Consider the following 12,490-nt stretch of genomic DNA (forward strand, 5'->3'; position numbering starts at 1 on the left):
CGGCTGCCCGCCGGGCGCCGGGGGGGGGGGGGGGGGGGGGGGGGGTGGGGGGGGGGGGGGGGGGGGGGGGGGCCCCCCCCCCCCCGGGATGGGACGGGTAGGGGCGGCGGGGGCGAGAAAAGCCCGGCGCGTACCCCCACCACCCCGCACCCGCCCACGCCCACGTCCCCAAAACCCGTGCCCCCCGCAGCCACCCCGGCGACAATGACCCGGTGCGGTACAGAATCCTGGGCGTCACCCAGGCCGAGGACGACCACGGCACCGTCGTACCCCTCGGCGGCCCCCGCCTACGTGCCTTGCTCACCGCCCTCGCCCTCCGCCCAGGAACCGTCACCGCCCCCGACACCCTGATCGCCGACATCTGGGCCGAGACCCCACCCCAGGACGCCCCGGCCGCCCTCCACGCCCTCGTCGGCCGCCTCCGCCGAACCCTCGGCAAGGACACGATCACCTCCGCCCCCGGCGGCTACCGCCTCACCGCGACCCGCGACGACGTAGACCTCTTCGTCTTCGAACGGCTCACCCGCCAAGGCACCGCAGCCCTCCACCGGGACGACCCCCGAGCCGCCGCCGACGCCCTGGACGAGGCCCTCACCCTGTGGCGCGGCCCCGCCCTCGCCGACCTCCCCGACCGCACCCCCGCGACCCGCCCGGAGACACGACGCCTGGAAGCGCTCCGCGCCCGAGCCGACGCGGCCCTGCGACTCGGCCGGGCCCAGGACGCCGTACCGGAACTGACGGAACTGACGACAGCGCACCCGTACGACGAGCCGCTGCACGCCCTCCTCATCCGCGCCCTGCGCGACACCGGCCGCAACGCCGACGCGCTCGCCGCGTACGAGTCGGCCCGCCGCACCCTGTCCGAGGGCCTCGGCACCGACCCGGGCCCGGAACTCCGCTCCCTGCACGCCGAACTGCTCACCCCGGCACCCGCGCTCCCTCCCACACCGGCCCACCCGGATCCCGTGAGCCCCCACACCCCGGCACCCGCCGCCCGCCCCGGAAACCTCCGTCCGCGCCTTACCTCTTTCGTGGGCCGGGAACCCGAACTCGACGCCATCCGTTCCGAATTGCACAGGGCCCGCCTCGTCACCCTCACCGGACCGGGCGGCTCCGGAAAGACCCGTCTCGCCGAGGAAGCCGCCGCCGGGCGACCCGAGGCGTGGCTCGTCGAGCTGGCGCCGCTCGACCGGCCGGAGGCGGTGCCAGGGGCGGTGGTCAGCGCGCTCGGTCTGCGGGAGACCAAGCTGATCACCACCGAGCTGACGGACCGCCAGGACGACCCGCTCGCCCTGCTCGTCGAGTACTGCGCCCCGCGCAGCCAACTCCTGATCCTTGACAACTGCGAACATGTCATCGAAGCGGCGGCCCACCTCGCCGAGACCCTGCTGACCCGCTGCCCGGGGCTCACGATCCTCACCACCAGCCGTGAACCCCTGGGCGTCCCCGGCGAGTCCGTGCGCCCGGTCGAGCCCCTCCTCCCCGCCCAGGCACACCGCCTCTTCACCGAGCGCGCGACGGCGGTCCGCCCCGACGCGGACGTCGTCCTCCGCGACACCGAGGCCGTCACCGAGATCTGCCGCCGCCTCGACGGACTGCCGCTCGCCATCGAGCTCGCGGCGGCAAGGCTGCGGCTGCTCACCCCCCGCCAGATCGCCGACCGCCTCGACGACCGCTTCCGCCTCCTCACCTCGGGAAGCCGCACGGTCCTGCCCCGCCAGCAGACCCTGCGCGCGGTCGTCGACTGGTCCTGGGACCTGCTCGACGAGCGGGAGCGGACGATGCTGCGCGAGGCGTCCGTGTTCGCGGGCGGCTGGGACCTCGCCGCCGCGGAGGCCGTGTGCGCCGGCCCCGCCGCCGAGCTGATCGGGGCGCTCGTCGACAAGTCCCTCATCGTCGCCGCCCCGTGCGAGCGGTCCGGCGGCGACGCCATGCGCTACCGCATGCTGGAGACGATCCACGAGTACGCGGTCGAACGCGCGGCCGAGGCCCCCCACGCACGCGCCGATGCCCTGCGCCGGCACCGGGCGTGGGTGCGCGCCCTCGTCGAGGAGGCCGAGCCCGAGCTGCGTTCCGTCGGCCAGCTCCCGTGGATCTCCCGCCTGGAGACGGAGCTGGACAACATCCGCGCGGCCCTCCACCGTGCGGTCGAGGCCGGCGACGAGGCGGAGGCCGGTGCCCTGACCGTCGCGATGACCTGGTTCTGGTGGCTGCGGAACTACCGCAGGGAGGGCGCGGACTGGACCGGCCAGGTGCTGCGGCTGGGCGCGGCCCTCGACGCCGCCGGGGGCACGCTCCCGGCGGAGCAGGACGCGGCGTGCTCCCTGATGACGTCCCTGGACCCCGTCGACACCTTTCTCGCCGACCCGGACGGCGACAGGCACCATCCGCTGCACACCCTGCGGATGGACCTCCGGATGCTGCACCTCTTCCTCATGGCCGAGGTCGACCCGCCCCTGGACGGTCTGGACGAGCGGATGCACGGGTACGTGGCACTGATCCGCGACCACTTCGGGAGCGGTGGCCCCCAGGCGGCCCGCCTCCCCGGCCTCGCCTGGCCGGTGACGGTCTTCCTCCCTCCCGCCCCGAGGGAGGACGCCCGGCCCGTCCTGGACAGGGCGGTCGCCAACTGCCGTGCCCACGGCGGTGACTGGGAGACCGGCGTCGTCCTGATGTTCCGCGCGCACATGGTCGTCGACTCCCCGGGCGGTATGCCCGGCATCGACGGCGACCTGGCGGAGCTGCGGGTGCTGAGCCGGCGGGTCGGCGACCGCTGGCTGCGGGCCCAGGTGTGCAGCGCCGCGGGCGAGGCGGCCATGGCACGGGGCCGCTTCGAGGAGGCCAAGGGGGAGTACGAGGAGGCCCTGCGGCTCGCCCACGAGGTGGGGGCCCACACCGAGAAGCCGTTCCTCCTCGCCCGGCTCGCCGAGATCGCCTACCGCGCGGGCGACCGTACGACGGCACTGGCCACCCTGGACGAGGCGAGCGCCACCGCCGAGCGGTACGCCGTGGCGGACTCCCGGGCGTTCGTGCTGCTCCAGCGGGCCCTGATGGCGCTGGACGAGAAGGACATCGACCGCGCTCGCGACCTGTACGAAGAGGCTCACGACGCCATCGGGCGGGCGACGCCGCCACCGCAGTTCAGGGTGATGCTGCTGTCGGTCGACGCCATGGTGTCGGTGGCCGTGTCCGGCCCCGGGACCGCTCTGCCCAAGCTGGCCGAAGCGCTCCGGACGGCGATCGAGACGCGCTGCTCCGACGCGATGAAGGCGGCTCTCGCCGACGGCACGGGGGACCTGATGTCCCGCCTCGGCGACCATCCACGTGCCGCCCGCCTGCTCGCCGCGGCCGCCCGCTGGCGCGACGGCCACCCGCGCCCCATGCCGGAGGGCCTGGACGCCGAACGGGCCGAGGCCGATGCCCGCGCGGCCCTCGGCGACGAGCACTACGCGGCGGAGTGCGCCAAGGGCTCGGCGCTCACCCCGGACGACGTGCTCGGCGAACTCGACGAGGCCCTGCGCACCCACTCCGCGGGCACGGCGTCGTCATGAGGCGGAGCCCTGCGCATCCGCCCGCCACCGGGAGTCCGCCCGGCGCTAGGAACACCTGAACTTCGACTCCGCCCAGTTCGCGAGTGCCAGGTCGTCGAAGGAGCTGTGCGGCTCCACCACCAGTCGTACGGTCTCGCGCCCGGCGAGGTTCACATGGACCGGCACCGCCGCGTCCCCGCCCTCGACCAGCCCGGACTTCCACAGCTGGACCCCGTCCGCGTAGACGGAGAAGTAGACCTTGCCGAGCCCCAGCGCCATGTCGTCCACGCCGACCGTCGCGTCGTAGGAGGTGCACTTGCGGTTCAGGTCGATGGTGACGGAGGACCGGCCGTGCACGGTGACGCCGTGCTCGTACTCCGTGCCGCCGACCGAGACACCCCACCGCTGCCACACCCAGCTGCTCTCGGCGATCCGCATCTCGGGCTCGGTGCCGTCGCCGTTGATGTCGTACGCCAGCTCGCTCCACTGGTAGACGGCCGGCGCGGGCGGGGGAGGCGGCGTCGGTGTGGGGGTGGGCGTGGGGGTCGGCTTCGGCGTCGGGGTGGGCTTCGGCGTCGGTGTGGGGGTCGGGCTGGGCTCGGGGGTCGGTGTGGGGGTGGGCGTCGGCGTCGGCTCGGGCGCGATGACCGGCGGCGCGGGCGCGGGCTCCTTCTTCGGCGGCTTGGGGGTGTTCTCGGCGGGCTTGACCACCGGTGTGGTCGCGGGGGGCTGGGCCGCGGGTTTGTCGTCGGCCGGTTTGTCGTTGCCGGACAGGGCGAGCGCCACCACGACACCCGCCGCGACCAGCGCACTCGCCGCGATACCGACCTTCACCGGCATGCCCACGCCCTCCGAGGCCGCCGCACCGCCACCCGCGGCCGCGCCGCCCGACGAACCGCCGCCCGCCGCCGCTGCGCCCGCGACACCCGCCGCGCCCGCTCCCGTGCCACCTGCGATGAGCGCGGCGACCTTGGCGTACCCGGCGGCACCGAACCAGCCGATGACCGCGACCGGCACGACGGCCGGGATGCTGCTCGCGACCTCGGCGATCTGGCTGGCCGCGAGGCGGCACTGGGCGCACTCCTCCAGGTGCTTGCGCAACCCGCGTTCGGCACGGGTGCGCAGCCGGCCGCGGGCATAGGTGCCGAGCTGGTCGGCGTAGCGGGCGCACTCCTCGTCGTCGGCGAGGGAGGCGCTGACGTGGGCCTGGAGATAGGCCTGCTTGAGGCCCTCGCGGGCACGGCTGGCGAGCACGCGCGTGCCGTTGGCGTCGAGCCCGAAGAGCGTGGCGACATCGCTCGGCGACTCGTCCTCGACCTCCGTGTGCCACAGCACGGCCTGCCAGCGTTCGGGCAGCGACCGGAAGGCCTGCATGGCCATGGACTGCTCGGCCACGTGCATGGCGCGCACATCGGCGCCCAGATCCAACGTGTCGTCGTCGGAGACGTCGCTCACGCGCGCGGACTGCGCGGCGAACACCGCGAAGTCGTCGACCAGTTGCTCCCGCTTGGCTGACTTGGTCCAGCTCGCGGCGACGCGCCGGACCGTCGTCAGGAGATAGGCGCGTACGGCGTGCTCGGGGCCGGAGCCGCCGCGCACCGCCTGGAGCATGCGGGCGAAGACCTCGGCGGTGAGGTCGTCGGCGGTGTGGGCGTCGCGACAGCAGGTGCGGGCGTACCGGCGGACCGCGTCCGCATGGCGCCGGTACAGCTCCTCGTAGGCGGTGTCGTCGCCCGAGCGCATCCGGCCGATCAGGTCGGCGTCACCGGGCGGCAGCTCGATCGGCGGCGGCAGGACGCTGTCCTCGCGGCGGTCGCGCTGGGTCGGGACGCTGCCCTCCATCGGGTCACCGCCGACCGGCGGGCGGCCCGCCCGGCCCCCCTGGCTCGGCACCTGGGGCGACGCCAGGCCGCCGGCCTCCGCGTCACCCTCGCCCTGTGACTCGTCCCGTCCGTCAACGCCCATCGCGGAAAGCCCCCGCCGCCTGCCCACCAGTCACGAACACCGGGTCAGCGTGCCATATTGGCTTTTGGTCAGGACCCGGCTGTGCGGGCCTTCCACTCGTCCGTGGGGTTTTGCCGCACCGCAGTACTAGCCGTCACCCATCCGGGGAAGGCTCAACTGTCGTGTGCCGAGCGGGAGTTGGGGACATGCCGGGAAATCCGGTCATGCGAACGAGGCGCGGGCGGCGCAGCACCCACACCTCGTCGTCACCTGATCGAGGCACCGCGTCAAGCGGCCTTGACTACGGCCGCGACCGCAGACCCTCCAGCAGGATGTCCAGCAGCCGCGCCGAGGCCGCCGCCTGCTGCGCCGCATCCGGCAGCGAGGGCGCCGCCGTCGCGATCACCAGCAGCACGTCCGACACCGACACATCGGCCCGCAGCTCACCCGCCGTCCGCGCCCGCTCCACGAGCTGGCCCACCACGTCGAGCAGCGCCGCCGCCCCGGAGTCGTCCTCGACCGAGTTCCCAGAGTCCTCCGACACCAGCCGCAGCTCACCCGAGCCCGGCTGCGTCCGCTGCTGCGGCACCCGCGCCTCGTCGTACCCGACACCGTCGTCGTGCTCGTCGGCCACCCCTACCCGCAGCACCTGCGGCGGCAGCAGCCGCCCGGCACCCGAGGCCACCGACGTCCGCAGGAAGCGCGACAGCGCCGACCACGGCTCGTCCTCCTGACCGAGCGCCGTACGCGCCTGGTCCGTCAGCCGAGAGGTCTCCTCCTCGGCTATCCGGCGCACCAGGACGTCCTTGCTCGGGAAGCGCCGGTACACCGTGCCGACACCGACCCGCGCGCGTCGCGCCACATCCTCCATCGGCGCGCCGTACCCCAGCTCGCCGAAGACCTCGCGCGCCGCACGCAGTACGTGCTCCAGATTGCGCTGTGCGTCCACGCGCAGCGGCGTCGAACGCGAACCGTCGCGTCCGTTCCCCACCGCCGCGCTCATCGCTCCGCCACCGGGCCCGATGGCAGACGCGGAAGACCAATGAGAGTCCTGAACATGCATAAACGATCCCCCGGTAATGACGTCTCCCCCCGGAGACTTTCCCCGCCACTGAAAGCCGGAGCGCTATGGGGAACAAACCGCTTCACGGACCGCCCGTCGCGGATCCGATGAGTGCATCCCCCTACACCCCGTCGACACACGAACATAGTTGAGAGGGGGTCAATTCAGAAGGGGCAGGTTCCGCACGGAGCGCCCCCCGATCGGAGTACGGGTCGTATACGTCCCGATTGCACCCCCTCAAGACCCCCGGCGCACACCCGCTGACCTGCAAACCTTCCCCGTACGCCGCCGATTCGGCCAACCCCGCCCGCGCAAAACGCGCGGTCACACAAATTGTCGGGGCTGTGGACAAACTCAAGCGTCGGGTGCGTCATGGGGTGGTGAAGGAACGCGCGCGCATTCTCGTTGTCGGTGGCGGCTACGTCGGGATGTACACGGCCCTGCGTCTTCAGCGGAGGCTGAAACAGGAACTGAGGCACGGCGACGTCGAGATCACGGTCGTCACCCCCGACCCGTACATGACCTATCAGCCGTTCCTTCCCGAGGCGGCCGCCGGCTCCATCTCCCCCCGCCACGTGGTCGTCCCCCTGCGCCGCGTCCTGGAGCAGTGCCATGTCGTCATCGGCGAGGCCACCGCCATCGACCACGCCAAACGCACCGCGACCGTGACCACCCTCGCCACCGAGGAAGAAGGAACGGGCGCCCGGCAGCTGACGTACGACGAACTCGTCCTCGCCCCCGGCTCGATCTCCCGCACCCTGCCCATCCCCGGCCTCGCCGACCACGCCATCGGCTTCAAGACCGTCGAGGAGGCCATCGGCCTGCGCAACCACGTCATCGAGCAGATGGACATCGCCTCCTCCACCCGCGACCCCGCGATCCGCGACGCGGCCCTCACCTTCGTCTTCGTCGGCGGCGGCTACGCGGGCGTGGAGGCGCTCGGCGAACTCGAGGACATGGCCCGCTACACCGCGCGCTACTACCACAACGTCCAGCCCGAGGACATGAAGTGGATCCTCGTGGAGGCCTCCGACCGCATCCTCCCCGAGGTCGGCGAGGAGATGGGCCGCTACACCGTCACCGAACTGCGCCGCCGCAACATCGACGTACGCCTGAACACCCGCCTCGAATCCTGCGCCGACCGCGTGGCCGTCCTCAGCGACGGCGCCCGCTTCCCGACCCGTACGGTCGTATGGACCGCCGGCGTCAAACCCCACCCGATCCTCGCCGCCAGCGACCTCCCGCTCACGGACCGAGGTCGGCTGAAATGCACCCCCCAGCTCACCGTCGAGGGCGCCACGCACGCGTGGGCGGCCGGAGACGCCGCCGCCGTCCCCGACGTGACGGTCGCCGAACCCGGCAGGGAGACCGCCCCCAACGCCCAGCACGCGGTACGCCAGGCCAAGGTCCTAGGCGACAACATCGCGCACGCGCTACGGGGCGAGGAACTGGAGACGTACTCCCACAAATACGTCGGCTCGGTGGCCTCCCTGGGCCTCCACAAAGGTGTCGCACACGTCTATGGACGCAAGCTGAAGGGCTACCCTGCCTGGTTCATGCACCGCGTCTACCACCTCAGCAGGGTGCCCACCTTCAACCGCAAGGCCCGCGTCCTGGCCGAATGGACGCTGTCCGGGCTCTTCAAAAGGGAGATCGTCTCGCTGGGTTCCCTCGAACATCCCCGAGCGGAGTTCGAACTCGCGGCCGGTGGAAAGCCTCCTCAGGACCCCACGAACGACCCGAAGGGGTCGTCCTGACCGGACCCAGGAACTCCATCGGCAAGGTAGGCGTCTGACGGATGTCGACCCGGTCGGCCACACTGCCACACTGATCCCCGACCCAGGACGGGTGGACGCCCGCTCTCCGCACCCACGAGGACCCCAGGCCGGGTCCGGAGCCGGCCGAAGACGACGACACGAGGCAAGGATTCGTGAACTTCACGCGCTGGAGCGCCCGGCTCCCCGGAACACAGCGCCGCGCCGCAGCGCGGACCGACCACCCGGTCACCCCCGACCGACTCGGGGAGGGCGCCGTACCCGCTGCCCGCGCCGAACAACTCACCGACGACCCGCCGCCCGTGCCCGGCGTCGACGAACTCCCCGTGCGCGACGTACTCGACCGCGTCCCGGCCCTCGTCGCCCTCGTCCACGGCACCGACCACCGCCTCGCCTACGTCAACGACGCCTATGTGACGGCCTTCGGTGTACGAGACCCCGGCGCACCCGCCCGCGAAGCCCTCCCGGAGCTCGACGAGATCGGCCTCCTCCCCCTCCTCGACCAGGTCCTGCGCAGCGGCAAGCCGCGCACGGTCAAGTCCCGCAAGGCCCCCGACGGCCACTCCTACACCTTCACCTGCACCCCGGTGACGGAGGGCGACACCGGCGGCGTCCTCGTCTTCGCGACGGACGTCACCGACCACGCCGAAGCCGCGGAACGCCTCAGAGCCAGCGAGCGCCGCCAGCGCGAGACCGCCGTGACCCTCCAGCGCTCCTTGCTCCCCCAGGTCCTGGAGGAACCCGACGACCTCCGCATCGCCGCCACCTACCAGCCAGGCGGCACCGAGGCCGCGGTCGGCGGCGACTGGTACGACGTCATCACCCTCGGCGGCGGCCGCACGGCCCTGGTCATCGGCGACGTCATGGGCCGAGGAGTCCGCGCGGCAGCGGTCATGGGCCAATTGCGTACGGCGGTCAGGGCGTACGCCCGCCTCGACCTCCCCCCGCACGAGATCCTCCAGCTCCTCGACGGCCTCGCCGCGGAGATCGACGCCAACCAGATCGCCACATGCGTGTACGCCATCCACGACCCCAACGAGGGCCGACTGGTGTACGCCAGCGCCGGCCACCTCCCGATCCTCGTCCGTGACGAGAGCGGGGCGGTGCTGCGCGCCGACGAACCGACGGGCCCTCCGCTCGGCACCGGCGGCTGGATGCACGCGTCGGGTTCGATCCCGCTCGGCCCCGGCTCCACGGCCGTCCTCTACACGGACGGTCTGGTCGAACGCCGTGACGAAGACCTGGACGAGGGCATCGCCTCCCTGGAACGCGCGCTGTCCGGCGCGACCGGGACACCCCAGGTCGTCTGCGACCGCCTCGTCCGCTCGGCCGGCGTCACCGCCGACCACGACGACGACGTGGCGGTCCTGGTCCTCCAGCACCCCGCCCGTACGGGCCCCGACAGCGACCTCTTCCGCAACGCCGCGCTGGAACTCCTGGGCGGCATCGAGGCGGCTCCACGCGCCCGTGCGTTCGCCTCCGGCGTGCTGACCAGTTGGCGGTTCCCGGCGGAGTTGCACGACCTGGGGGTGCTGGCGGCGAGTGAGCTGGTCGCCAACTCGCTCCAGCACGGGACGCCCCCGATGCGGTTGCGGCTGCGCCGGACGGACCGACGGTTGATCATCGAGGTGACCGACGGGGACGATCACCTGCCCCGCCGCCGGCGGGCCGAGCCCGGTGACGAGTCCGGTCGGGGCATTGCCATCGTGGCGACGATCGCCTCGAACTGGGGGTCGCGTCGGACGCCCGGGGGCGGGAAGGCGGTCTGGTGCGAGTTCGTGCTGCCTAAGGGGTAGGGGCAACCGGATCCCTCGGCGGCTGCCGGTGCGTTGTGGCTGGTCGCGCCGTTCGCCGCACCCCTAGGCGGCTCCAGTCAGGCGGCGACGGACTCGTGCTGCGTGCCGCCCTTGGCCACCACCCTGCTCCTTGCGCGCCACGGATGGTCCTGCACGGCCGTCAGCTGGCGGCCCAGCCTCAGGCCCAGGAACGTGATGCCCACCGAGAACAGCAGGAACGTCACGATGTACGGCGCGTGCAATGAGGCGCCCATCGGGCCGCCCACCGCCGGGCCCACGGCCAGGGCGAGCTGCTTGACCAGGGCGAAGGCCGAGTTGTACTGGCCGGCCATCCCGCTCGGGGCGAGATCGGCGACCAGGGGAGCGACGGTCGGGGACAGCATCGCCTCGCCCAGACCGAAGAGGGCGTACGTCGAGACGAACGCGGCCGTGGCCATGGCCTGGCTGGTGTGGCCGAGGCCGGCGTAACCGGCGGTGATCCACGCGACGGCCCAGATGATGCCGACCGCGGCGATCACCCTGGAACGCCGACGCCGCTCGACGAACTTCAGTACGGCGAACTGCGCGATGACGATCATCGCGGTGTTGGCGGCCAGGGCCGATCCCAGTGCGGAGGTGGAGATCCCGGCGGCCTCGACGCCGTACGCGGCCAGGCCCGACTCGAACTGGCCGTAGCAGGCGAAGAACAGCACGAAGCCCAGGACGCACAGCTGCACCATGGCCCGGTTCCCCATGAGCTGCTTCCAGCTGCCCTTCGTCGAACCCGCGGGCGCGTCCCCGATCTGCGGCGCGTGCGGGATCCGTACGGTCGCCATCACCACGGCCAGCAGCAGGAACATCGCCGCCTCGATCGCGAAGAGAAGGGTGAAGGAGGAGGCGCTGGTCGTGTCGACGAGGTGACCGCCGATGAGACCGCCGACGCCCAGCCCGAGGTTCTGCAGGAAGAACTGCATCGCGAAGGCACGGGAGCGGGTCTCGGAGGTGGAGCAGTCCACGATCATCGTGGCGAGCGCCGGCTGCATCACGGCCTGCCCGGCGCCGAGCGCGGCCGCCGACAGCAGAACGGTGGTCGCATTGCTCGCCAGCCCCAGGCTCAGCGCACCGATCGCGGCGGTGACCAGGGCGGTGAGCAACACCGGAAGCGGGCCCCGCCGCACGATCGCCCGGCCGGCGAACGGCAGCACGATCAGCGCGGCCACGGCGAAGACGGCGAGGACGAGCCCCGCCGTCATGGCTCCCAGTCCCCGCACCTGCGCCACATAGACGTACAGGTAGGGGACGGTGAAGCCGAGCCCGAACGCGCTGAGTGCGTTACCCACGTGAATCCGGCGCATCGCTGCGCCCATCGCCCTGGTCACGGTCACCTCTCTCAGGTAGTTGGAGTCCCTCAGTACTTAGAACCGAAGACTTCAAAGCTAAAGTTAGAAGCTAAACAGTACACCTGGAAGAACTTCAACGCCAAGCAGCCCCGTGCGATACTTCGGCCCATGGGTGACACCCCCGGCAGCATCGGCATCGGCAGTGAGCCGACCCTCGAAGAGCAGATCGCCGCCTACCAGCGCGAGTTCCAGGACCTCGACCCCCAGGTCGAGCAGATCGTCTCGGCGCTGTCCCGGCTGAACCGCCGTATGAACGTCGCCTACGGCCGTCAGACCTCCGCCCTCGGCATCAGCAACGCGGAGTGGGAGGTACTCAAAGCCCTCGTCCTCTCCGGCGCCCCCTACCAAATGGGCCCCAGCGACCTCGCCAAGGGCCTGGGCCTGACGCCGGCCGCGATGACCCATCGCATCGACCGGATGGTCGCGGAGGGTCTGGTCACCAGGGAGCGGGACGAGTCCAACCGTGTCCGCGTGATCGTGGAGCTGACGGACGAGGGGCGCGAGAAGTGGCTGGAGGCCATGCGGCTCGCCACGGTCTTCGAGGAGGATCTCCTTCAGGACCTCTCCCCGGAGGAGCGGACCAGCCTCGGGGACGTCCTCACCCGTCTCCTGCGTCGGGTGGAGCATGCCCAGCCGGATGCCGGTGGCCGGCTCAGTGACCTGGACTGACGCGTCACCCGAAAAGATCTTGACAGGGTTGGTTGACATCCTCCTGCGTGATCCGTAGAGTTCTTCGGGTTGCCGCAGAGCCGTAACGGTTTTTCGACAGCACCTCCCGCCGCATCAGCGGCATACAAACCATCAGCACGATCTCCCAACGGGATCGAATTCGGCGTGCCCGAATTCAATTCGATTTGGGTTCGGCAGCTCGATTAGGAACTGCCGAGAGGATCCGCTAAGGTTTGAGGCGTCGGAACGGCCCAACAGCCGGGAAGGCAAGCCCCTCTGACTGGGAGTCAGGCCCGAAAGGATCTGATAGAGTCGGAACCGCCGGAAAGGGAAA

General features: G+C 71.9%; 7 protein-coding genes. 4 read left to right on the plus strand and 3 right to left on the minus strand.

Annotated features, from left to right (window positions below; translation table 11 throughout):
* Positions 1-212: 212 nt before the first annotated feature.
* Positions 213-3,551 carry an ATP-binding protein gene (locus ACWD3I_RS48480; RefSeq protein ID WP_365412367.1) on the plus strand — a complete coding sequence of 1,113 codons (3,339 nt, stop codon included), beginning with the start codon at positions 213-215 and terminating at the stop codon, positions 3,549-3,551.
* Positions 3,552-3,596: 45 nt separating this feature from the next.
* On the opposite strand, the gene ACWD3I_RS48485 is transcribed toward ACWD3I_RS48480, so the two are convergent.
* Together ACWD3I_RS48485 and ACWD3I_RS48490 are read right to left on the minus strand one after the other, a co-directional pair.
* On the minus strand, positions 3,597-5,495 hold the full coding sequence (locus ACWD3I_RS48485) for a sigma-70 family RNA polymerase sigma factor (protein WP_365412365.1): 1,899 nt from the start codon (positions 5,493-5,495) through the stop codon (positions 3,597-3,599).
* Positions 5,496-5,775: 280 nt separating this feature from the next.
* Entirely contained in the window at positions 5,776-6,537 is a 762-nt protein-coding gene (locus tag ACWD3I_RS48490) for a TetR/AcrR family transcriptional regulator (RefSeq protein WP_365412363.1), read from the minus strand.
* A 377-nt stretch (positions 6,538-6,914) separates the two neighbouring features.
* On the opposite strand from ACWD3I_RS48490, the gene ACWD3I_RS48495 reads away from it, so the two are divergent.
* Together ACWD3I_RS48495 and ACWD3I_RS48500 are read left to right on the plus strand one after the other, a co-directional pair.
* Positions 6,915-8,294 carry an NAD(P)/FAD-dependent oxidoreductase gene (locus tag ACWD3I_RS48495; RefSeq protein WP_365412373.1) on the plus strand — a complete coding sequence of 460 codons (1,380 nt, stop codon included), beginning with the start codon at positions 6,915-6,917 and terminating at the stop codon, positions 8,292-8,294.
* A 173-nt stretch (positions 8,295-8,467) separates the two neighbouring features.
* The gene (locus ACWD3I_RS48500; protein WP_365412361.1) at positions 8,468-10,108 is read left to right on the plus strand and encodes an ATP-binding SpoIIE family protein phosphatase; all 1,641 of its coding nucleotides are present in this window, start codon (positions 8,468-8,470) and stop codon (positions 10,106-10,108) included.
* 77 nt (positions 10,109-10,185) lie between these two features.
* Here the strand turns inward: ACWD3I_RS48500 and ACWD3I_RS48505 are convergent, their stop codons facing one another.
* Positions 10,186-11,442, minus strand: a complete 1,257-nt coding sequence (locus ACWD3I_RS48505) for an MFS transporter (protein ID WP_365412371.1) — start codon at positions 11,440-11,442, stop codon at positions 10,186-10,188.
* 153 nt (positions 11,443-11,595) lie between these two features.
* Between ACWD3I_RS48505 and ACWD3I_RS48510 the strand changes: the two genes are divergently transcribed.
* Positions 11,596-12,156, plus strand: a complete 561-nt coding sequence (locus ACWD3I_RS48510; protein ID WP_266890468.1) for a MarR family winged helix-turn-helix transcriptional regulator — start codon at positions 11,596-11,598, stop codon at positions 12,154-12,156.
* Positions 12,157-12,490: the final 334 nt, after the last annotated feature.

It is taken from the genome of Streptomyces sp. NPDC002817 (genome assembly GCF_053592055.1).